The following is a 21,844-nucleotide window of genomic DNA, read 5'->3' on the forward strand; positions in this document are numbered from 1 at the left end:
GGAGTGGGCTTTCCATGACCGAACATTACTGGAAGGACAAGTATCCGGCAGGCGTGCCTGCGGAGATCAATGCCGATGCGTTTCCGAACATCCAGGCCGTTCTGAAAGAGTCCTGCCAGCGCTTTGCCAACAAGCCCGCGTTCAGCAATCTGGGCAAGACGCTGACCTATGGTGAGCTCTACGAGCTTTCCGGTCGCTTCGCTGCCTGGCTGCAGCAGCACACCGATCTGCAACCGGGCGACCGCATCGCCGTCCAGCTGCCGAACGTGCTGCAGTATCCCGTGGTGGTGTTCGGCGCCATGCGTGCCGGCCTCATCGTGGTCAATACCAACCCGCTGTACACCGCGCGGGAAATGGAACACCAGTTCAACGACGCCGGCGCCAAGGCGCTGGTGTGCCTGGCCAACATGGCCCACCTGGCCGAGGAAGTGCTGCCGAAGACCGGCGTGAAGCACGTCATCATCACCGAAGTCGGCGACATGCTGCCGCCGCTCAAGCGCCTGATCGTCAACGCCGTGGTCAAGCACGTGAAGAAGATGGTGCCGGCCTACCGCCTGCCACAGGCCGTCAAGCTCACCGACGCCCTGGCCAAGGGCAAGGGCGTGCCGGTGCGCGAGGCCAACCCGGGCAACAGCGAAATCGCCGTGCTGCAGTACACCGGCGGCACTACCGGGGTGGCCAAGGGCGCCATGCTCACCCACCGCAACCTGGTGGCCAACATGCTGCAGTGCAAGGCACTGATGGGCGCCAACCTGGGCGAGGGCTGCGAAGTGGTGATCGCGCCGCTGCCGCTGTACCACATCTATGCCTTTACCGTGCACTGCATGATGCTGATGCTGACCGGCAACCATAACGTGCTGATCACCAACCCGCGCGACCTGCCGGCGATGATCAAGGACCTGGGCAACTACAAGTTCACCGGTTTCATCGGCCTGAACACCCTGTTCGTGGCCCTGTGCAACAACGAGGACTTCCGTCGCCTGGACTTCTCGAGCCTGAAACTGACCCTTTCCGGCGGCATGGCCCTGCAACTGGCCGCCGCCGAGCGCTGGAAGGAAGTCACCGGTTGCGCCATCTGCGAAGGCTACGGCATGACCGAAACCAGTCCGGTGGTGTCGGTCAACCCGGTGCAGAACATCCAGGTCGGCACCATCGGTATCCCGCTGCCTTCCACCCAGTGCCGCGTGATCGACGACGAAGGCAAGGTGCTGCCGTTTGGCGAGCGCGGCGAGCTGTGCGTCAAGGGCCCGCAGGTGATGAAGGGCTACTGGCAGCGCGAGGAAGCCACCCGCGAAGTGATGGACGCCGAAGGCTGGCTGCGCACCGGCGACGTGGCGATCATCCAGGACGACGGCTACATGCGCATCGTCGACCGCAAGAAGGACATGATCCTGGTCTCCGGCTTCAACGTGTACCCGAACGAGCTGGAAGACGTGCTGGCCACCCTGCCGGGCGTGCTGCAGTGCGCGGCCATTGGCGTGCCGGACGAGCGTTCCGGCGAGACGATCAAGATGTTCGTGGTGGTCAAGCCGGGCGCCAGCCTGACCAAGGAGCAGGTGCTCAAGCACATGCACGACAACGTCACCGGCTACAAGCGTCCCAAGCTGGTCGAGTTCCGCGACAGCCTGCCGACCACCAACGTCGGCAAGATCCTGCGTCGCGAGCTGCGTGACGAAGAGCTGAAGAAGCTGGCCAGCGCCTGATTGCTTCCTCCGCATCCACAAAACCCCGCTTCGGCGGGGTTTTGTGTTTTTGGGGAATGTCAGCGGTCGTTGTGTCCCAGGTTGCGCTGCGGGTCGATGCGATCACGCACGCGCTGCTTGAGCTCCTTGGCTTCCGGGAAGCCACCGTCGGCCTTGCGTTCCCAGATCTGCTCGCCGTCGCAGGTGATGCGAAACACCCCGCCGGTGCCTGGTTCCAGGCTGACCCGGCCAAGGTCGTCGGCAAAGGTGCTGAGCAGCTCCTGGGCCAGCCAGGCGGCTCGCAACAGCCAGTGGCACTGGGTGCAGTAGGTGATGACGATTTCCGCTTTCGGCCGCTGCATGGTGGTTACCTGTAAGAGGGAGTGGCGGCCAGTTTACCGCCGCCACGGCTGCGGCGAACCGCTGGCCACTGGTCTATAGATAGGGGGAATCCAGCAGGGAGGGCCATCCCATGAAAGGCGCCGAAGCCTACGTCAACGACCAGTGGAATACCTGCGGGCTGACTCATCTGCCCAGGGATGCCTGCGCGCTGCTGGTGCAGCTGCACTTCATCATTCCGCGCGATACCCAGTTCACCAGTTTGCTCAACGAGATCAGCGCCGTCTGCCGGCGGCACCTGCAGGAAGCCTACCCCGGGCGCAGTGTGCATGCCGACCCGGTGGTGGGCTCGGTGGTGGGTGATGGCAGCGGTGACGGCATCACCCTGCGCTTCCACGTCGGGCCGGCGCAATCGTAGGCTGGTCAACGCATGGCGTTCGTAGCCGGCACGGCGGGTTCGGCGGCCGGAAAAGCGCCGACCGCCCTACCGGCCAATCGCGTGCCTCAGCGTAGGGTGGTCAACGCAACGCGTTGGCCACCGTCTCGCGTCCTGCGCCGACCGCCTTACACCGGTAGGGCCTTGCGTGCCGGGGCCTGTGTAGCCTCGGTCCAGGCGCGCAGATCCGCGCCGCCGGGGTTCTGGAACACGCGCAGGCCGAACTCGGGCAGGATCGCCAGCATGTGGTCGAAGATGTCCGACTGGATGCTTTCGTACTCGGCCCAGGCCACCGTGTTGGTGAAGCAGTAGATCTCCAGCGGCAGCCCTTCCGCGGTGGGCGCCATCTGGCGCACCAGGAGGGTCATGCCCTGGTGGATCCCCGGGTGGCTGCGCAGATAGCGCTCCACATACGCACGGAAGGTGCCGATGTTGGTGACGCGCCGGGTATTCACCGGCTCGCGACCGGCTTCGGCCAGCTTGGCGTTCCAGTCGTCGATCTCGCGGCGCTTGTTGACCAGGTAGTCCTGCAGCAGGTTGAAGCGATACAACCGCTCGCGCTCCTCGCTGTCCAGGAAGTGGATGCTCTGCTCGTCGATCAGCAGGCTGCGCTTGATGCGCCGGCCGCCTGACTCCTGCATGCCACGCCAGTTCTTGAAGGGGTCGGTGATAAAGCGCTTGGTCGGGATGGTGGTGATGGTCTTGTCCCAGTTCTGCACCTTCACGGTGTGCAGGGCGATGTCGATCACGTCGCCGTCGGCGTTGAGCTGCGGCATCTCCACCCAGTCGCCGACGCGCACGATGTCGTTGGAGGTGATCTGCACGCTGGCCACCAGCGACAGCAGGGTGTCCTGGAAGATCAGCATCAGGACCGCGGCCATGGCACCCAGGCCGGAGAGCAGGATCAGCGGCGAGCGGTCGATCAGCGCGGCGATCACCAGGATGGTGGCGATTGCGTAGATGGCGATCTTCACCACCTGCAAATAGCCCTTGATGGGCCGGCGCTGCGCATCCGGGCGGCGCTGGTAGAGGTGGTTGACGATATTCAGCGCGGCGCCCAGTGCCAGGGCCACGGTGAGAATGATGAATCCCGCGCAGACGTTCTGGGTGACCGTGACGGCAGCCTGGGGCAGACCCGGCACGGCAGTCACACCGCCGGTGATGATCAGCGCCGGTACCACGTTGGACAGTCGGCGGATCAGCCCGAAGTCGTCGAAGGCGCCGGTCTTCAGCAGTGAGTACAGGCCGCGCACCAGGATGCGCTTGACCAGCCAGTTGGCAATCGCCGCCAGCAGCAGCAACGCGCTACAGGCAACCAGGGTTTGCAGTTCGGGATGGCTGCGCAGCCAGTCGAGCCCTAAGGCCAGCTCTTCTTGCATGTGAGTCTCCAGGTGAAGGGTGTAATCAGGGGCGGTAGGCGCCGATGAAGATGGCCGGATCGATGCGCACATCGTTGAGGCTGACGTTCCAGTGCAGGTGCGGGCCGGTGGAGCGGCCGGTGCTGCCCACCTTGCCCAGCACCTCGCCGCGCGCCAGGCGCTGGCCGACCGTCACATCGATAGCCGAGAGGTGGCAGAACATGCTGATCAGCCCGCGGCCATGGTCGACGAACACTGTCTGGCCGTTGAAGAAGTAGTCGCCGACCAGGATCACCTCGCCAGCGGCGGGCGCCTTCACCGGCGTACCGGCCGGTGCGGCGAAGTCCAGGCCCGAATGCGGATTGCGCTCCTCGCCGTTGAAGAAGCGCCGCAGCCCGAACGGGGAGGACAACGGGCCGTCCACCGGCCGGTCGAAGTACAGGTTGCTCGGTTGGAAGGCGCTGAAGCGCCGGTACGCCTCCTGCTGTTCGGCCAGCTCGCGGCCGATCCGCGCCAGGGCTTCCGGGCCAGGGTTGACCTGTTCCTTGTTTTTCAGGGTGATGTGCTGCTCGCGGTAAGTGCGTGCGCCGACCTCGAAGCTGCGCGGCTGGCCATCCACCAACAGGGTCTGCGCACCGGCGGGCGTTTGCAGCGGCACGCCGACGATGGCGATCCAGCGCCGGCCGTCCTCGCGAATCACCAGCGCCGGCTTGTCCTGGTAGCTCACCTGGGGCGCGTGCGGAGCATCGCCCAGGTCAACCACGGCGACGCCCCCGGGGACCGGTTTGTCGAGCAGGCGGGAAAGAAAGCCTTCGGCATGCGCCGGCAGGGCGAGGCAGAGCAGCAGGGTCAGCAGAGTGCGCATGGGAACCTGTGGGAAATAACGAACGCGGGGGACTTTATCATGGCTGCGGATGGCAGGCCGCTGCAGCCGCCCAAGCGGACTCGCCTTTTGTGGGAGCGGACTCGTCCGCGAGCTTCCTGCAGGCACCATCAAAAGCGCGCGAATGAATTCGCTCCCACGGGAGCAGCAGCGGACCGCTCCTACCGTCCTGGTGAGACGGCGGGCAGGCGGATCTCCACGCGCAGCCCGCCCAGCGGGCTGGCCTGCAGCTGCCATTCGCCGCGCCAGGCGCTGATGATGTCGGCGACGATGCCCAGTCCCAGTCCATGGCCCTCCAGCCCCTCGTCCAGGCGGGCGCCGCGCTGGCAGACGGTATCGCGGCGGTCGACAGGAATTCCCGGGCCGTCGTCGTCGACGCGCAGGCGGTAGCCATCCGGCAGCGTCGCGATGCCCAGGCGAACCTCGCTATGGGCCCACTTGCAGGCGTTGTCCAGCAGGTTGCCGAGCAGCTCCAGCATGTCCTCGCGTTCCCAGGGCAGATGGCAATCGGGCGGGGCCTGCCAGTCCAGTTTCAGGTCGCGGCGATGGATGGCCGCCAGGGTGGCGAACAGTGCCGGCAGCTCCTGCGCGCAGTCGAAGCCGCCGCCCGCCTGTCCCTCGCCGGCCAGGCGGGCGCGGCTGAGTTCGCGGGACACCCGCTGGCGAATCTGGCCCAGTTGCTCCTCCAACTGCTGGCGCAGTGCCGGCTGGGCGGCCAGCGCCTCGCTGTCCAGCAGGCCGGTCAGCACTGCCAGCGGCGTCTTCAAGGCATGGCCGAGATTGCCGATGGCATGGCGCGAGCGTTTCAGGGTCTCGTCGGTCTGCGTCAGCAGATGGTTGATCTGCGTGACCAGCGGCTGCAGTTCCTGTGGCACGTGGGTATCCAGCTGGGCGCGGCGTCCCTGCTGCAGCTCGGCGATCTGCGCGCGGGCGCTTTCCAGCGGGCGCAGGGCGGTGCGAACCGCCAGGCGCTGCAGCAGCCCGAAGGCCAGTAGCGCCACGCCCAGCAACGTCAGTCCACCGAGACGGACCTGTTGAAAGCTGTCGAGGATCGGGGTGTAGTCGTGGGCGACGCTGATGTGCAGGGGCTGACCGCCGCGCCGGTAGGCGGCGCGGTAGACCAGCAGACGCTGGTCCTGCGGCCCGTCGACCAGTTCGGGGTGCAAGCCGTCCTGCGTGGGCCAGTCGAGATCGCTGTCCCACAGCGAGCGGGAACGCCACTCGTGGCTGTCGCTGTCGATGCGGAAGTAGTGACCGGAGAATGCCCGCTGATAGCGCGGGCCGAGGCGCTGGCTGTCCAGCTGCAGGCCGTTGGCTCCGGGAACCACTGCCAGCAGCAGGCCTTCGGTCTCCTCGCGCAGGTCGGTCTCCATACTGCGGCGCAGGCCCGCCTCGAACAGCCACAGGCTGGCCTGCAGCAGGATCAGCCCGACCACCAGCAGGGCGGCGATCAGGCCGAGGCCCAGACGGCGCTGCAGCGAGTTCATGGGCGCGTTCCGAAGCGGTAGCCCTGGCCGCGACGGGTTTCGATGATCTCGCGCCCCAGCTTGCCGCGCAGGCGGTTGACCAGTACCTCGATGACGTTGGAGTCGCGCTCGGTTTCGCCGTCGTACAGGTGCTCGGCCAGCTGGGATTTGGACAGCAACTGGCCGGGATGCAGCATGAAATAGCGCAGCAGGCGGAACTCGCCGGCGGTCAGCGCGATGCTCTGGCCGTCGCGCCGGCATTCCTGGCGCGCCTCGTCCAGCTCCAGGGCGCCGACCGCCAGCAGCGGCTGGTTGGCCAGGCCGTGGGCGCGACGCAGCAGCGCCTGGATGCGCAGCAGCAGTTCCTCGGGATGGAAGGGTTTGGTCAGGTAGTCGTCGGCGCCGGCCTTCAGGCCGTCGATGCGCTCGGCCCAGCTGTCGCGGGCGGTGAGGATCAGCACCGGCGTGGCCAAGCCTCGCGCGCGCCACGCGCGCAGCACGTCCAGGCCGGGTTTGCCGGGCAGGCCCAGGTCGAGCACGACCAGGTCGTAGGGTTCGCTGGCGCCCTGGTACTCGGCGTCACGGCCGTCGGCCAGCCAGTCGACGGCGTAGCCGTGGCGTTTCAGATCGGCCAGCAACTGATCGGCCAGCGGCACATGGTCTTCCACCAGCAGCAGGCGCATCAGTCCTCCTTGTCCTCGAGCAGGGCGCCGCTGGCGGCGTCCAGTTCGATGTCGCGCACCTCGCCCTGGCGGGTCAGCAGTTCCAGCTCGTAGATGTAGCGGCCATGCTCTTCCTCCAGCTCGGCTTCCAGCAGGCGGGCGCCGGGGTAGCGCTCCAGCAGCGGTTGCATGAGTGCATCCAGCGACTGGATGGTCCCTTCGCGGCGCAGGCGCAGGGCTTCATCCTGGTTCAGGTCACGACCGGCCATCGCCGGGGTGGCGACGAGCAGGGCAGCGAGCAGCAGGGGAAGGGGGCGTGGCATGGCAAATGACTCGTGTGAGGGAAACGTCACGGCCGCCGCGCATCGTAGGGTGGATCACGCTTCATCGATCCACCATCGCGCCGGCCAGGCGCGGCCGGTCTGGCGCGCCGTGCCGGTGCGATGGTGGACAAAGAAGGCGATGTCCACCCTACAGGTCCGTGCGGGCCGCGTCAGTCGTCCTTTTGATTCTCCAGGACTTCGCCGGTGGCGGCGTCCAGTTTCAGGTCCCATTGCTGATTCTGGGCATCGCGCAGCTCCACCTTGTAGAGGTAGCGGCCATTCTCTTCCTCGAGCTCGGTTTCTTCCACCTTGGCGCCAGGGTGCTGCTTGAGTGCGGTTTCGTTGAGCGACTCGAACGACTGGATGGTGCCGGCATCGCGCAGCTTGAGCGCTTCGTCCGGGCCGATGTCGCGGTCGGCGGCCAGCGCCAGGTTGGCGCCGAAGGTCAGGGTGGTGGCGGCGAACAGCAGGGTGAGGGTCTTGCGCATGGTTGTGGTCTCCATGGGTTGCTTTGACGAACACAGGTTAGGGAAGGCGGCTTAACTGAAGCTGAAAGGCGATACCGCGCGGGCCGGCCTGGTGCTGGTCGACGGAGGTCGTGATGACTCCCCAGGCGCGGCCTGCCCCACGGCGAGACCACGGGGCCAATTGACGCACCCGTGGGTGCGGAGATATACAGCCCCCCTCGCCCGTGCGCGGGCATACCTTGAGATAGACAGGGGTTGTGATGAACGGTTTTACCCGGGCGGGATTGTGGATCCTGGTGCTGAGTTCGGTGGTGCTCACCCTGTCGCTCGGCGTGCGACACGGCTTCGGCCTGTTCCTGGCGCCGATGAGCACGGAATTCGGCTGGGGCCGTGAGGTATTTGCCTTCGCCATCGCCCTGCAGAACCTGATCTGGGGCCTGGCGCAGCCGATCACCGGCGCGCTGGCCGACCGCTTCGGCGCTGGCCGCGCGGTGCTGGTAGGCGGGCTGTTCTATGTGGTCGGCCTGGTGCTGATGGGCATGGCGGAAACCCCGCTGGGCCTGTCGCTGAGCGCCGGCGTGCTGATCGGCCTGGGGCTGTCCGGCACCTCCTTCTCGGTGCTGTTGGCCGCGGTCGGACGCGCTGCCACCCCGGAAAAGCGCAGCATGGCGATGGGTATCGCCGCCGCGGCCGGCTCCTTCGGCCAGTTCATCATGCTGCCCGGCACCCTGGGGCTGATGGAGTGGCTGGGCTGGTCAGCGGCCCTGCTGGCGCTGGGCGCGCTGGTGGCGCTGATCGTGCCGATGGGCGCCGCCCTGCGCGAAGCGCCGGCGCCGCGCCAGGCACACCAGCAGACGCTGGGCGAGGCGCTGAGCGAGGCCGCTCGTCACCCCGGCTTCTGGCTGCTGTCGGTGGGCTTCTTCGTCTGCGGCTTCCAGGTGGTGTTCGTCGGTGTGCACCTGCCGGCCTACCTGGTGGACCAGGGCCTCGGCGTGCATGTGGGCACCACCGTGCTGGCGCTGGTCGGCCTGTTCAACATCGCTGGCACCTATGGCGCCGGCTGGCTGGGCGGCTGCATGTCCAAGCCCAGGCTGCTGGTTGCCCTGTACCTGCTGCGTGGCGTGGTGATCACCGCGTTCTTCTACCTGCCGCTGAGCGAGATGTCCGCCTACCTGTTCGGCATGGCCATGGGGCTGCTGTGGCTGTCCACCGTGCCGCTGACCAACGGCACGGTGGCGACCCTGTTCGGCGTGCGCAACCTGTCGATGCTGGGCGGCATCGCCTTCCTGTTCCACCAACTGGGCTCGTTCATGGGCGGCTGGTTGGGCGGCTACCTGTATGACCTCACCGGCAGCTACTCGCTGGTCTGGCAGATTTCCATCCTGCTCAGCCTGATGGCCGCCCTGCTCAACTGGCCGGTGCGCGAAGTCCCGGTGGCCCGCCTGCAGACCGGAGGGGCGAGCGCATGAGCCGGGGCGCCTGGCTGAAGACCGCTCTGCTGATCGGCCTCGGCCTGCTGCTGGCCCTGGCCTGGTGGGGCTGGACGCGGGGCGGGCTGGCGCTGTTGCAGACAGGGATGAGCTGTTAGCTAGCCATTGGGTGGCGGTGGACAAGAAAGACGTTGTCCACCCTACGTTCTCTGGCGTAGGTCCGGTGCGATGGCGGACAGGCTAGAACGGCGCTGGGCTTTCGAAGCGCAGCCGCTCGCCGGTGACCGGGTGGGTGAGCACCAGCAGGCTGGCGTGCAGGCACAGGCGGTCGTGGGCGGCCAGGGCTTCTTCGTGGGCATACAGGCGGTCGCCGAGCAGCGGATTGCCGATGCTCAGCATGTGTACGCGCAACTGGTGCGAGCGGCCGGTGATCGGCGTGAGCTCCACGCGGCTGTAGTGCCCGCAGCGCTCCAGCACGCGCCAGAAGGTCAGGGCATGCCGGCCCAGTTCGTGGTCCACCACATGGCGCGGCTTGGTCGGCGGGTCGTAGCGCAGCGGCAGTTCGATCCGGCCGCTGTCCAGCTCCGGTTCGCCCCAACAAAGGGCGGTGTAGGCCTTCTCGGTTTCCCGGTCATGGAACTGCCGGGACAGCTCGCGGTGGCTGTCGGCATCGCGGGCCAGCACGATGACCCCGGAGGTCTCCCAGTCCAGGCGATGCACGATGCGCGCCTCGGGGTAACCGTTTTCCTGCAGGCGGGTCACCAGGCAGTCGCGATTGTCCTCGGCGCGCCCGGGCACGGAGAGCAGCAGGGTGGGCTTGTTGATCACCAGCAGGGCGTCGTCCTGATGGAGGATCTCGATATTCGACAGGGGCATGGGACAAATCCGTAAAACAAGGCGAGGGCGGACGTGTCCGCGCAGGGTGCGTGCGGGATTGTAGGAGCGGCTTCAGCCGCGATAAAGGGGCAGAGCCGGATTGGGCGCTTGGACAGGACTGTAGGGTGGACAACGCTTTTCTTGTCCACCATCGCGCCGTGCGGAGCGATAGTGGATCGGTGAAGCGTGATCCACCCTGCGAGAGCATCGCGGCTGAAGCCGCTCCTACAGGATCGTGCTGCGACGGCGCGCCGGGCGGCGCGTTGGTGGATCGTTAATGCGTGATCCACCCTACGAGTGGCAGGATCAACGATCCGGCAGTGGAATGTTCACTTCCAGGATCGAGCAGTTGTCGTGGTCCTCCAGGCTGACCTGCACCTTGTCGTCGCTGATGTTCACGTACTTGCGCACGACAGCGATCAGTTCCTTGTGCAGGGCCGGCAGATAGTCGGGTTGCACCCGCTGGCCGCGTTCGTGGGCCACGATGATCTGCAGGCGCTCCTTGGCGATGGAGGCGGTTTGTTTTCTCTCACGCTCGCGCAGCAGGTCGAAAAAGCTCATTTAGCGGCCTCCGAACAGACGTTGCAGGAATCCCTTCTTCTGCGCGTCGATGAACCGGTGCGGGACCTCCTTGCCCATCAGGCGGTCCACCGCGTCGCTGTAGGCCTGGCCGGCGTCGCTGTGCTCGTCGAGGATGACCGGCACGCCCTGGTTGGAGGCCTTGAGCACCGACTGGGATTCGGGAATCACACCCAGCAGGCGGATGGCGAGGATCTCCTCGACGTCATCGACGCCCAGCATCTCACCCTTGTCGACGCGGGTGGGATCGTAGCGGGTCAGCAGCAGGTGTTCCTTGATCGGCTCCTCGCCGCGCTCGGCGCGTCGCGACTTGCTGGACAGCAGGCCCAGCATGCGGTCGGAGTCGCGCACCGAGGACACTTCCGGGTTGGTCACCACGATGGCCTCGTCGGCGTAGTACATGGCCAGGTGGGCGCCGCGCTCGATGCCGGCGGGGGAGTCGCAGATGACGTACTCGAAGTTCTGGGACAGTTCGTCCAGCACGCGGCCGACGCCGTCCTGGGTCAACGCCTCCTTGTCGCGGGTCTGACTGGCGGCCAGCACGTAGAGATTCTCCAGGCGCTTGTCCTTGATCAGCGCCTGGTGCAACGTGGCGTCGCCGTTGATGACGTTGACGAAGTCGTAGACCACCCGGCGCTCGCAGCCCATGACGAGATCCAGGTTACGCAGGCCGATATCGAAGTCGACGATGACGGTTTTGTGCCCTCGCAGGGCGAGTCCGGTGCCCAGTGCGGCGCTGGTAGTGGTTTTACCCACGCCTCCCTTGCCGGAAGTAATAACGAGGATCTTGGCCAAGGTAAATCACCCCTGAATGAGTAAAACGGGAACTTCGAGAACCGAAAGGGTGGCGTCCTTTCCGGGTCATCCGACCTGTAAAAACCGCGAAACAACTTTCAAAGCCGGTGGATATTCAATAAATCCCCCGTGAGACTGATATGCACGCCCTGTCCCCAGAAGGGGCTGCGGCGCAAATCTTCAGCCACCTTATACCGCCCGGCGATGGACACCAGTTCGGCATTCAACTCCTTGCAGAATATCCGCGCCTTGCCATCGCCCTTGATGCCGGCCAGTGCGCGTCCGCGCAGGGGTCCGTAAACATGGATATTGCCGTCCGAGAGAAGTTCCGCCCCCGGACTCACCGGTCCGATCACGATCAGATCGCAGCCCTGGGCGTAGACCTGCTGGCCGCCGCGCACCGGCCGGTGGATGACCTTGCTCGGCCGGGGCACCTCACCCTGGCTGGCCTCATCGCTCGGCTCCAGGGCGCGCCCGCTGGCGCTGCTCGTGGCAATCACCGGGACATCGAGTTCGGAGGCCAGGGTCATGTCATCCTGACGGTCCGTGCGCACCGCGAGCGTCTGCAGGCCATGTTGCCGGCAGATCGCGATGAGTTTCTGCAGATCGACGGGAATGGACGCGTCGTGCAACTTGTCCAGGGCAAGAATCAGCGGGGTGTTATCAAAGAACTTGGGTGCCTGGGCGACTTTGTCCGCCAGTTGGCGTTCGAGCCTGGCGAGGTCGTAACGGGCCAACTCCAACAGGGTAATGGCTAGCATGCTGCCCTTGAGTTGGAATACCGCGTCCTGATCCTGGCTCATCATTTGCCCGCTTCGGTAAATGACGGGACTTATAGCGGGAAATACAGGGCTTTTCCAAGGGTGAATACGCATTTTGGACAGCCGGGTTTCTGGCGTCGTTTTTCTGTGGGTCGGGTTGTCCACTGCTTCTCTTCGGTGCCCCAAAAGCTCGCGAATGAATTTGCTCCCACAGCTGCCGTGCGGTGCTTCTGTTAGGGGCGGACTTGTCCACGAGCTTCTTCGCTCCCGTAGCTGCCCGTGCTGCGCAGCTCCAAAAATCCCCATTTCCCGGTAACATGCCGCACTTTTACGCAATCGAGTCCTGGCATGGAACGTTCACCCTTTCGCACCTACTACCTGCATCCGCGTTTCTGGCCGTTGTGGTTCGGCCTGGGCTTGCTGTGGTTGATCGCGCAGCTGCCTTATCCGCTGCTGCTGCGCATGGGGCGAGTGGCAGGGTGGGGGTTGTACCAGTTTGGTGGCGAACGCCGCACCATTGCTCGCCGTAACCTGGAGCTGGCCTTCCCGCAGATGAGCGAAGCGGAGCGCACGCGACTGCTCAAGGAAAACTTCGCGTCCATGGGCATCGCCTTCTTCGAGATGGCCATGAGCTGGTGGTGGGCCAAGCCGCGCCTGGCGAAGCTGGCGCATGTCGAGGGGCTGGAGCACCTTCGCCAGGCTCAGGCAGAGGGCCAGGGCGTGATCCTCATGGCGCTGCATTTCACTACCCTGGAGATCGGCGCCTCGTTGCTCGGCCAGCTGCATACCATCGATGGCATGTACCGCCAGCACAACAACCCGGTGTTCGACTTCGTCCAGCGCCGCGGCCGGGAACGTCACAACCCGGATGCCACCGCCGTGGAGCGCGAAGATGTGCGCACCATGCTCAAGGTACTGCGCGCCGGCCGGGCCATCTGGTACGCACCGGATCAGGACTATGGCCGCCGACAGAGCATTTTCGTGCCGCTGTTTGGCATCCCCGCCGCCACCGTGACCGCCACCACCAAATTCGCCCGCCTGGGCCGCGCCCGCGTCATTCCCTTCACCCAGGAGCGCCTGGCCGACGGGTCTGGTTACCGCCTGGTGATCCATCCGCCGCTGGAGAACTTCCCCGGCGAGAGCGAGGAAGCTGATTGCCTGCGCATCAACCAGTGGATCGAGCAGGCGGTGGCCCAGTGCCCCGAGCAGTATCTCTGGTCGCATCGCCGCTACAAGACCCGTCCCGTGGGCGAGTCCAAGCTGTACGCCCCTCGTACCCGCAAGCGTAAGCGCAGCCGTAACGTGCGCCGCGAGTAATCGCCGAGAAGGCCACTTCATGCCGGCCGACAGGAGTTACGGTCAAACGTAGGGTGGGCAACGTTGTCCTTGTCCACCATCGTGCCGGCCACGTGCTCCTCGCCAAATCGACGGACGTGTGACCCTCGTCACTCCCGTTTCCCAGTGTGTTGGGATTTTGACGACCCGGCATTACCATGCCGCCCCTCCGATGGCTGTTAAAGGACTAACCCGCCATGCAGTACCCGCAGATCACCCATCACGGCGCCCGTGAGGGGGTCACCGGCTCCTGTCACCAGTTGCACATGGATGAGCAGCATGGACTGCTGATCGACTGCGGCCTGTTCCAGGGTGCCGAAACCTCGCCTGAGGGCAAGGCCGGCGCCGACAACCTCACACTCGATTTCCCCCTCGACGGCATCCGTGCCCTGGTTGCCACCCATGTGCACATCGATCACGTCGGGCGCATTCCGTGGCTGCTGGCCGCTGGCTTCAAGGGGCCGATCCTGTGCAGCGAGCCCTCGGCCAAGCTGCTGCCCATCGTGCTGGAAGACGCCTTCCGCCTCGGCGTCAGCCGTGATCAGGCAAAGGTCGAGCGCTACCTGAAGCTCATCGAGCAGCGGCTGATCGCCTTGCCCTACAACACCTGGTTCACCCTGGTGGACCAGCCGCAGCTGCACGCGCGCATACGCCTGCAGCGTGCCGGCCATATCCTTGGCTCGGCCTACGTGGAAATCGACCTGCATTACCCGCAGCGCAAGCATCGCGAGCGGGTGCTGTTCTCCGGCGACCTGGGCGCACCGCATGCGCCCTTGCTGCCCGCGCCCAAGCCGCCGTATCGCGCCGATACCCTGGTGATCGAAAGCACCTACGGCGACCGTCTGCATGAGGATCGTCGCGGCCGCCGCCGACGCCTGGAGGCGGTGATCGAGCGCGCCCTGGCCGACGGTGGCAGCGTGCTGATTCCGGCGTTCAGCGTCGGGCGTACCCAGGAGCTGCTGTACGAACTGGAAGACATCATCCACCGCAAATCCCGGCAGGGCGCCCGCGCGGAACCGGATGCCCCGCCCGGCACTCCAATCGATTGGCCGCAGTTGCCGATCATTCTCGATTCGCCGCTCGCCAGTCGCTTCACCGCAGCGTATCGAGAGCTGCAGCCTTTCTGGGACCAGGAAGCCCTGCGACGTGTCCGTAGCGGGCGTCGTCCCTTAGGGTTTGAGCAACTGCTTACTGTCGACAGTCACACCGAGCATGAACGCATGGTTCAACACCTGACCCGTACCGCCCGGCCGGCCATTGTCATCGCGGGTAACGGCATGTGCTCGGGCGGGCGTATCGTCAATTACCTGAAGGCCATGCTCGGCGATCCGCGCCACAACGTGCTGTTCGTGGGCTACCAGGCGCGCGGCACCCCCGGCAATGCCATCCAGGCCTACGGGCCGCGCGGTGGCTACGTGGATCTTGACGGTGAGCGCATCGACATCCGCGCCGGCATTGACACTCTGGGTGGCTATTCGGCCCATGCTGATCAACAGGGCTTGGTCAGTTTCGTGACGCGCATGCGGCATTGGCCTTCGCATATCCGCCTGGTTCATGGTGAGCCCACCGCCAAGCAGAAGCTGGCCGAGGCGCTGACGGCGAGGTATGAGCTGCGTCAGTCGAGCGTACGTATCGTGATGCCGTAGGCGTTTTATGGGGTACAATCCGCGACTTTTAAGCGGGCCTATTTGCGTTCTAGGAATATCTCGCGGGATAACAAGGTGCATGGATATGAATGCGCTCCAGGACACGGAAGCTGTGGCGGGCCAACAAGCCGCCTGGTACCTGATCCATTGCAAGCCCCGCCAGGACGAGCGCGCCGAAGAGCACCTCACGCGGCAGGGCTACGCCTGCTACCGCCCCCGTGTGCAGCGGGAGAGCCTTGTTCGGGGTCGCCGCCAGAGCGTGGTGGAATCCCTGTTTCCCGGCTACCTGTTCATCCAGCTGAACCCGGATTCCAACTGGTCGCCGCTGCGCTCCACCCGGGGCGTCAACCGCCTGGTCCGCTTTGGCGACTACCCGTTGCAGGTTCCATCCAGCCTCATCGACTCCCTTCAGGAGCGCACCCCGTCCGAGCCGCAACCGCTGCTGCAGCCTGGCGATCGCGTGCGCATCGTCGAAGGCAGCTTCGCCGAGCTGGATGCCATTTTCCTTAACATGGACGGCGAAGAGCGCGTGGTGCTGCTGATGAAACTGCTCAACCGCGAACATCGACTTAGTCTGCCGCTATCCAGCGTGCGTAGAGACTAACAGCGCCTCTTAATAGGCACGGGGCACGAATACTCCCTCTCCCCCTGTGGGAGAGGGCCGGGGAGAGGGGGCAACCCCTACCCAAAGCCAAAAACACGGCGGCACGGCTCTTGCCTGTTACCGCCGCTTTTTGAAAAAGCGTCCTCAGGAAGCCGACGGTAAATCCTGGGGCGGTAGCGTGCCTGAAGGCATGTCTAGCACGACAAACCAATGCAGGGGCGGTTCAGCCGCGAATAGAGGTCCTCAGGGTACCCATGCCGCTCTACCAACTGACTGATTCATGATTCCGCACCGTCTAATCAACATTGCGCTCCGCGGGATGACGTTGGGCAGCAAGTTCCTGCTGATCTTCTTCCTGGCGAGATTCCTCGAGCCGGCGGAGCTGGGGCTGTATGGCTTGCTCGTCGCGACCATCGGCTACGCGCTGTACCTGCTGGGGCTGGATTTCTACACCTACTCGACCCGGGAAATCCTCAAGCGCGAGCGCAACGAATGGGGCGGGCTGCTGAAAAACCAGGGCGCCCTCACCCTGGTGCTTTACGCGTTGTTCATTCCGCTGTTGTTACTGATTTTCGTGGCGGGAACGCTGCCCTGGTATCTGGCCTTCTGGTTCTTCGTGCTGCTGGTGCTGGAGCACCTCAACCAGGAACTCATGCGGTTGCTGATCGCGATCTCGGATCAACTGATGGCCAGCGTGGTGCTGTTCCTGCGCTCAGGAGCCTGGGCGGTCGCGGTGGTGCTGCTGATGTTCATCCAGCCGGAAATGCGTACCTTGCAAGCAATACTGGGTGCCTGGACGCTTGGCGGGCTGCTGGCGGTATTACTGGCGGTCTGGCGCCTGAGCCGCCTGAGCCTTTCCGGCTGGCGAAGCAAGGTCGATTGGCGCTGGATTCGCCGGGGCATCAAGGTGGCCGCCCCGTTGCTAGTGGCTACCCTGGCGCTCCGCGGCTTGTACACGCTGGACCGGTACTGGCTGGACGCGCTGGCCGGGCTTGAAGTGCTGGGCGCGTATGTGCTGTTCATGGGAATTGCCAACGCCATGCTGTCCTTCCTGGATGCGGGCGTTTTCGCCTTCAGCTATCCGAAACTGATCACCGCGTTCCAGCAGTCCAGGTCCGCGGAGTTCCGACAGGAATTGAAACGTTTGCTGGTGCATACGCTGGTACTGTCCTGCGTCTTTGCGGGCATGGCCCTGCTGCTGATCGATCCCCTGTTGCACTGGCTGGGCAAGCCGCTCTATCTCGAGCAGAAGGCGATGTTTCCCTGGGTTCTTCTGGGAGCGTTCCTGTATGCACTGGGCATGGTTCCTCACTATAGCCTGTACGCGCAGAATCGGGATCGGCCGATCATTCAAAGCCATATCGCCAGTCTGCTCGTCTTCGTCTCGGCCACCTGGCTGTTCTCGCAAAGCTGGCCGCAGCTCGCGGTTCCGCTCGGCCTTTGCCTGGCATTTCTTTCCATCGCGCTTTGGAAGTCGTACGCCTTCTTCAGGCTGACCCCCGCGCAGTACTACTCACCTCAGCTTGATCGTTGATCTTCAGAAAAAGGTATTTCTCGCATGCTGCAAAATTCAACCATCCTCGTCACCGGCGGCACTGGCTCCTTCGGCAATACCTTCGTGCCGATGACCCTGGCCAAGTACAACCCGAAGAAGATCATCATCTTCTCGCGTGACGAGATGAAGCAGTGGGACATGGCCAAGAAGTTCCAGGGCGATTCGCGTATCCGCTTTTTCATTGGTGACGTACGTGACAAGGAGCGTCTATACCGGGCCCTGGACGGCGTCGACTATGTCGTCCATGCCGCCGCCACCAAGATCGTGCCGACCGCGGAATACAACCCCTTCGAATGCGTCAAGACCAACGTCATGGGCGCCATGAACCTGATCGATGCCTGCATCGACAAGAAGGTGAAAGGCGTCGTCGCCCTGTCCACCGACAAGGCCAGCAGCCCGATCAACCTGTACGGCGCCACCAAGCTGACCTCCGACAAGCTGTTCGTGGCCGGCAACTCCTATTCCGGCGAACACGGCACCCGCTTCTCGGTGGTGCGCTACGGCAACGTGATGGGCTCGCGCGGCTCGGTCATCCCGTTCTTCATGTCCATCAAGGACAAGGGCGTGCTGCCCATCACCGACGAGCGCATGACCCGCTTCATGATCTCCCTTGAAGAAGGTGTGGAACTGGTCTGGCACGCCTTCGAGGACATGGTGGGTGGCGAGATCTACGTCAAGAAGATCCCCTCCATGAAGGTCACCGACCTGGCCCGCGTGGTGGCTCCGGATGCCCGGCAGGAGGTCGTCGGCATTCGCCCCGGCGAAAAGCTGCACGAGCAGATGATCAGCGCCGAGGACTCCTACTACACCTACGAGTACCCGGAGCACTTCAAGATCCTGCCCACCATCCACAACTGGGGCGTCTGCGAGAAGCGCATCAAGGATGGCACCAAGGTTCCGGAAGGTTTCGTCTACGCCAGCGACAACAACACCGAATGGATGAGCGACGCCCAGCTGCAAGCCTGGATCGACGCCAACCGCGAAAAGATCGGGAGCATCTGAAGTCATGATCCCCTACGGTCGCCAGGACATCAGCCAGGCCGATATCGATGCGGTGCTGGATGTACTAAAATCCGATTTCCTCACCCAGGGTCCGCAGGTGCCGCGCTTCGAACAGTGCGTGGCCCAACATGTGGGCGCCAGCCATGCGCTGGCAGTGAACAGCGCCACCTCGGCGCTGCATATTGCCTGCCTGGCACTGGGGCTCGGCCCCGGCGACCGTCTGTGGACCACGCCGATCACCTTCGTGGCCTCGGCCAACTGCGCGCTGTACTGCGGGGCCGACGTCGATTTCGTCGACATCGACCCGCGCACCTATAACCTCTGCCCGCAGGCCCTGGCCCGCAAGCTGGAGCAGGCCGAGCGCGAGGGCAGCCTGCCCAAGGTCGTGGTGGCCGTGCACCTGTGTGGCCAGCCGTGCGACATGCAGGCCATCCATGCCCTGGCCCGACGCTACGGCTTCAAGGTCATCGAAGACGCCTCCCATGCCATCGGCGGCAAGTACCGCGACGAGTTCATCGGCAACTGCCGCTACAGCGACATCACCATCTTCAGTTTCCACCCCGTCAAGATCATCACCACCGCCGAAGGCGGCATGGCGCTGACCAACGACGCCGAGTTGGCCAACAGGATGGCGCTGCTGCGCAGCCACGGTATTACCCGTGATCCGGCGCAGATGACCCACGAGGCCGACGGCCCCTGGTACTACCAGCAGATCGATCTGGGCTTCAACTACCGGATGACCGAACTGCAGGCCGCCCTCGGCAACAGCCAGATGGAGCGCCTGGACGCGTTCGTGGCGCGTCGTCACCAGTTGGCCAGCCGCTACGACGACCTGCTCGCCGACTTGCCCGTGACTACTCCCTGGCAGCATCCGGACAGCTACTCCGGTCTGCACCTGTATGTCATTCGCCTGCAACTGGACAAGATCACCAGCACCCATCGCCAGGTGTTCGAAGCCCTGCGCGAGCAGGGTATCGGCGTTAACCTGCACTACATCCCGGTGCACACCCAGCCGTACTACCAGCGCATGGGCTTCCGTCAGGGTGACTACCCCGAAGCCGAACGCTACTACGCCGAAGCTATCAGTCTGCCGATGTTCCAGACCATGACCGAGGCGCAGCAGGATGAGGTCGTTTCCGCGTTGAAAGAGGCGCTGTTGTCTTGAAAAGCGTTGTTGTTCTACAGGCTCGTACCAATTCCTCTCGTCTGCCAGGAAAGGTCCTCCTTCCTGTAAGTGGAATTCCCTTAGTGGTATTGGCTGCAAGACGTGCTGCCAATACAGGTAGGGAAGTGATCGTTGCCACTTCAACAGAGGCAACAGATAACGCCCTGGCTGAGACGGTACGGAGTCATGGTGTTAAGTTCTACCGAGGTAGCCTAGAAAATACCTTGGAAAGAATCGTCAATGCGTTATCAGAATATGAAGATGAAACGCTGGTTTTTCGTCTTACTGCTGATAATGTTTTTCCGGATGGGCCGCTGCTTGATGAAATTGAGCAAGACTTCATGGCGCGTAATCTGGATTATTTGTGCTGTAATGGGGAAAGGTCTGGTTTGCCATATGGCATGAGCGCTGAATTGACACGCTTGGGTCATTTGCGGAGTGCTTTGGTTTCGACGCATAGTAAATATGATCAGGAACACGTGACTCCGTACATCAGGCGAATATTTGGTGAAGCCTACTTTGATAAGTATAAAGAGGTGGGTAAGGGACATTTCCGATGCACGGTTGACTGTCTCGATGACTATCTTGGTATTCGACAAGTGTTTTCCGGGATTGAAGATGCAGTACAGGTGCCCGCCCTGGAATTGGTCAAGCGCCTGAAGGGTGTTCCTTATCAACCGATGCAGTTGAAATCAGTTCCCAAACTGGTATTAGGCACTGCCCAGCTCGGACTGAATTATGGTATTGCCAACGAATCAGGTAAGCCGGAGCAGGTTGAGGCCGAAAGGCTAATAAAAAATGCCATAGCAAATGGTGCTTCTTATATAGATACGGCACGTGCTTATGGTGACAGCGAAGAGGTTATCGGTAATGCCCTCAAGTCCGGCTGGGAAGGTCGGGCGCGTATTGTCACCAAGCTGTCACCACTGACGGACTGCCCGCCTGATGCCGAACCTGCAGTCGTAAACGCTTTTGTTGACGCCAGTATTTACAAGTCATGCATGGCTTTGCGCATGCAATACCTCGATGTTTTGATGCTGCATCGTGCATCCCACATGCATGACTGGGATGGCGGAGTCTGGTCGAGACTCTTGGAGCACAAAGCCAGTGGTACATTGATGGCGCTGGGTGTGTCGGTTCAAAATCCCGAGGAGTTAGCTTTAGCACTGGAATCAACCGATGTTGAGTTTATCCAGATGCCTTTCAATGTGCTCGACTGGCGCTGGGATCAATTGATTCCAAAGATAAAAGCTCAAAGAAAGGCGAGATCCCTTACTATTCATGTGCGCAGCACTCTTCTACAGGGTCTTCTAACGAGCACAAGCACAGGACATTGGCGCAGGGCCAATGTTTCGTCCCCCAAGCTGGTTCTGGATTGGCTTGTGGAGCAATGCTCCAATGCAGGTCGGGAATCGGTTTCCGACTTTTGCCTGAGTTTCGTCAAGTCGCTCGATTGGGTTGATGGCCTGGTTGTTGGTATGGAGACTATGTCTCAGCTTTCTGAAAATATAGAAATTTTATGTAGGCCCGATCTGTCGGCGGATTTGATGAATTCTGTGATGATGACCCGCCCGAGACTTGAAGAAGACTCGCTTAATCCGGCTTGCTGGAGCAAGGAATGAACAAAGGTGTGGAAATCTTTTCCCTGAAGGGGAAGACAGCATTGATCACAGGTGCTACGGGGCATCTGGGGTCATCAATGGCATTTATTCTGGCTGAGGCTGGGGCCACTGTTCTTATAAACTCTCGTTCCCACGAACGCAGTGATGAACTAGTTACCAGGCTTCGGGAGTTCGGACTTCTTGCGGAGAGCGCAGTTTTTGATGTCACATCCTCGGATCAGGTGGCCCGTTACATTTCGACTATTCAAGGGCGTCCACTGCATATCCTGATCAATAACGCATATGTGGGGGGGGCAGGGAGCATAGAGTTGACTGGCGATGAAGCCTATTCTGCTAGTTATGATGTAACCATGGTTGCTGCTCACAGGCTATTGAAATCGCTATTGCCGAATCTGCGTCAAGCTGTTCGTGAGTGCGGTGATGCCTCCGTTATAAATCTTGCGTCTATGTACGCTTTGGTCAGTCCGGATCAGCGTATTTACGACTCTGCGAGCGGAGTTAATCCTCCGTTCTATGGCTCAGCAAAGGCAGCATTGCTGCACTGGACGCGCTACGCAGCCTGTGAGTTCGGAAGGGAAAGTATCAGAGTCAATGCAATTTCCCCAGGCCCGTTTCCATCCATGGCAGTTCAGAACGCCAGCCCTGCCTTTATTGAGACACTTAGCAAAAAAGTTCCCATGGGACGGATAGGTGCTCCTGAAGAAATAAAGGGGCCGACCTTGTTCTTGGCCTCTGCCTCATCATCCTTTGTAAATGGCGCCAATATCGTCGTAGACGGTGGCTGGACCTGCTGGTGAGCCAGTGAATCAAACCATTGTCATCCGCGCCGATGCTTCCTTGCAGATCGGTACTGGCCAT

At 62.9% G+C, this 21,844-nt stretch carries 23 protein-coding genes; 12 read left to right on the plus strand and 11 right to left on the minus strand.

Going from position 1 to position 21,844, the window contains the following annotated elements; genetic code table 11:
• The first annotated feature begins 14 nt into the window (after positions 1–14).
• Positions 15–1,703, plus strand: a complete 1,689-nt coding sequence (gene fadD1 / locus PT85_RS01430) for a long-chain-fatty-acid--CoA ligase FadD1 (RefSeq protein ID WP_039605727.1) — start codon at positions 15–17, stop codon at positions 1,701–1,703.
• Between the two features lie 59 nt (positions 1,704–1,762).
• On the opposite strand, the gene PT85_RS01435 is transcribed toward fadD1, so the two are convergent.
• Positions 1,763–2,044 carry a SelT/SelW/SelH family protein gene (locus tag PT85_RS01435; protein ID WP_027590899.1) on the minus strand — a complete coding sequence of 94 codons (282 nt, stop codon included), beginning with the start codon at positions 2,042–2,044 and terminating at the stop codon, positions 1,763–1,765.
• 110 nt (positions 2,045–2,154) lie between these two features.
• On the opposite strand from PT85_RS01435, the gene PT85_RS01440 reads away from it, so the two are divergent.
• Positions 2,155–2,439 (plus strand): hypothetical protein, encoded by a 285-nt coding sequence (locus PT85_RS01440; protein ID WP_027590900.1) that lies wholly within the window; start codon positions 2,155–2,157, stop codon positions 2,437–2,439.
• Positions 2,440–2,585: 146 nt separating this feature from the next.
• Here the strand turns inward: PT85_RS01440 and PT85_RS01445 are convergent, their stop codons facing one another.
• The 6 genes from PT85_RS01445 to PT85_RS01470 form a co-directional block, all read right to left on the minus strand.
• A complete protein-coding gene (locus PT85_RS01445) occupies positions 2,586–3,836 on the minus strand; it encodes a mechanosensitive ion channel family protein (protein ID WP_027590901.1) in 1,251 nt (416 codons plus the stop codon).
• Positions 3,837–3,861: 25 nt separating this feature from the next.
• The gene (locus PT85_RS01450; protein WP_039605728.1) at positions 3,862–4,680 is read right to left on the minus strand and encodes a peptidoglycan DD-metalloendopeptidase family protein; all 819 of its coding nucleotides are present in this window, start codon (positions 4,678–4,680) and stop codon (positions 3,862–3,864) included.
• Between the two features lie 179 nt (positions 4,681–4,859).
• Positions 4,860–6,185 (minus strand): ATP-binding protein, encoded by a 1,326-nt coding sequence (locus PT85_RS01455; RefSeq protein ID WP_039605729.1) that lies wholly within the window; start codon positions 6,183–6,185, stop codon positions 4,860–4,862.
• Positions 6,182–6,847 carry a response regulator transcription factor gene (locus PT85_RS01460; RefSeq protein WP_039605730.1) on the minus strand — a complete coding sequence of 222 codons (666 nt, stop codon included), beginning with the start codon at positions 6,845–6,847 and terminating at the stop codon, positions 6,182–6,184. Before PT85_RS01460 ends, PT85_RS01455 begins: the two co-directional genes overlap by 4 nt.
• Positions 6,847–7,149 (minus strand): PepSY domain-containing protein, encoded by a 303-nt coding sequence (locus PT85_RS01465; RefSeq protein ID WP_039562017.1) that lies wholly within the window; start codon positions 7,147–7,149, stop codon positions 6,847–6,849. The genes PT85_RS01460 and PT85_RS01465 overlap by 1 nt, the downstream gene beginning before the upstream one ends.
• 170 nt (positions 7,150–7,319) lie before the next feature.
• Positions 7,320–7,637 (minus strand): PepSY domain-containing protein, encoded by a 318-nt coding sequence (locus tag PT85_RS01470; RefSeq protein WP_027590906.1) that lies wholly within the window; start codon positions 7,635–7,637, stop codon positions 7,320–7,322.
• A gap of 239 nt (positions 7,638–7,876) precedes the next feature.
• Here PT85_RS01470 and PT85_RS01475 point away from each other — a divergent pair, with 239 nt between their 5' ends.
• Together PT85_RS01475 and PT85_RS18345 are read left to right on the plus strand one after the other, a co-directional pair.
• Positions 7,877–9,085: an MFS transporter gene (locus PT85_RS01475; protein ID WP_039605731.1), complete on the plus strand. Its 1,209-nt coding sequence runs from the start codon at positions 7,877–7,879 to the stop codon at positions 9,083–9,085.
• Positions 9,082–9,204 carry a hypothetical protein gene (locus PT85_RS18345; RefSeq protein WP_256214744.1) on the plus strand — a complete coding sequence of 41 codons (123 nt, stop codon included), beginning with the start codon at positions 9,082–9,084 and terminating at the stop codon, positions 9,202–9,204. The genes PT85_RS01475 and PT85_RS18345 overlap by 4 nt, the downstream gene beginning before the upstream one ends.
• 82 nt (positions 9,205–9,286) lie before the next feature.
• Here PT85_RS18345 and PT85_RS01480 read toward each other — a convergent pair whose 3' ends face one another.
• From PT85_RS01480 to minC, 4 genes are all read right to left on the minus strand, one after another.
• On the minus strand, positions 9,287–9,922 hold the full coding sequence (locus PT85_RS01480) for an RluA family pseudouridine synthase (RefSeq protein WP_039562020.1): 636 nt from the start codon (positions 9,920–9,922) through the stop codon (positions 9,287–9,289).
• Between the two features lie 306 nt (positions 9,923–10,228).
• Complete coding sequence (minE, locus tag PT85_RS01485) at positions 10,229–10,483, minus strand: cell division topological specificity factor MinE (protein WP_027590909.1); 255 nt, start codon at positions 10,481–10,483, stop codon at positions 10,229–10,231.
• On the minus strand, positions 10,484–11,296 hold the full coding sequence (gene minD, locus PT85_RS01490; RefSeq protein WP_027590910.1) for a septum site-determining protein MinD: 813 nt from the start codon (positions 11,294–11,296) through the stop codon (positions 10,484–10,486).
• Between the two features lie 98 nt (positions 11,297–11,394).
• Positions 11,395–12,099, minus strand: coding sequence for a septum site-determining protein MinC (gene minC / locus PT85_RS01495; RefSeq protein WP_039605959.1), 705 nt, complete (start codon positions 12,097–12,099; stop codon positions 11,395–11,397).
• Between the two features lie 306 nt (positions 12,100–12,405).
• Between minC and PT85_RS01500 the strand changes: the two genes are divergently transcribed.
• The 8 genes from PT85_RS01500 (at position 12,406) to PT85_RS17615 (ending at position 21,783) form a co-directional block, all read left to right on the plus strand.
• The gene (locus PT85_RS01500; RefSeq protein WP_039605732.1) at positions 12,406–13,374 is read left to right on the plus strand and encodes a lipid A biosynthesis lauroyl acyltransferase; all 969 of its coding nucleotides are present in this window, start codon (positions 12,406–12,408) and stop codon (positions 13,372–13,374) included.
• Positions 13,375–13,589: 215 nt separating this feature from the next.
• Complete coding sequence (locus PT85_RS01505) at positions 13,590–15,038, plus strand: MBL fold metallo-hydrolase RNA specificity domain-containing protein (protein ID WP_039605733.1); 1,449 nt, start codon at positions 13,590–13,592, stop codon at positions 15,036–15,038.
• Positions 15,039–15,123: 85 nt separating this feature from the next.
• Positions 15,124–15,642, plus strand: coding sequence for a transcription/translation regulatory transformer protein RfaH (rfaH, locus tag PT85_RS01510; protein ID WP_175444376.1), 519 nt, complete (start codon positions 15,124–15,126; stop codon positions 15,640–15,642).
• A 280-nt stretch (positions 15,643–15,922) separates the two neighbouring features.
• Positions 15,923–17,176 (plus strand): lipopolysaccharide biosynthesis protein, encoded by a 1,254-nt coding sequence (locus PT85_RS01515; protein WP_039605734.1) that lies wholly within the window; start codon positions 15,923–15,925, stop codon positions 17,174–17,176.
• 24 nt (positions 17,177–17,200) lie between these two features.
• Complete coding sequence (pseB, locus tag PT85_RS01520; RefSeq protein ID WP_039605735.1) at positions 17,201–18,199, plus strand: UDP-N-acetylglucosamine 4,6-dehydratase (inverting); 999 nt, start codon at positions 17,201–17,203, stop codon at positions 18,197–18,199.
• A 4-nt stretch (positions 18,200–18,203) separates the two neighbouring features.
• Positions 18,204–19,364, plus strand: a complete 1,161-nt coding sequence (pseC, locus tag PT85_RS01525) for a UDP-4-amino-4,6-dideoxy-N-acetyl-beta-L-altrosamine transaminase (RefSeq protein ID WP_039605736.1) — start codon at positions 18,204–18,206, stop codon at positions 19,362–19,364.
• On the plus strand, positions 19,361–20,986 hold the full coding sequence (locus tag PT85_RS17610; RefSeq protein WP_074467545.1) for an aldo/keto reductase: 1,626 nt from the start codon (positions 19,361–19,363) through the stop codon (positions 20,984–20,986). The genes pseC and PT85_RS17610 overlap by 4 nt, the downstream gene beginning before the upstream one ends.
• Positions 20,983–21,783: an SDR family NAD(P)-dependent oxidoreductase gene (locus PT85_RS17615; RefSeq protein ID WP_074467546.1), complete on the plus strand. Its 801-nt coding sequence runs from the start codon at positions 20,983–20,985 to the stop codon at positions 21,781–21,783. Before PT85_RS17610 ends, PT85_RS17615 begins: the two co-directional genes overlap by 4 nt.
• Positions 21,784–21,844 lie beyond the last annotated feature (61 nt).

Origin of the sequence: Pseudomonas flexibilis, from assembly GCF_000806415.1 — a bacterium.
GTDB classification, from domain to species: domain Bacteria; phylum Pseudomonadota; class Gammaproteobacteria; order Pseudomonadales; family Pseudomonadaceae; genus Serpens; species Serpens flexibilis.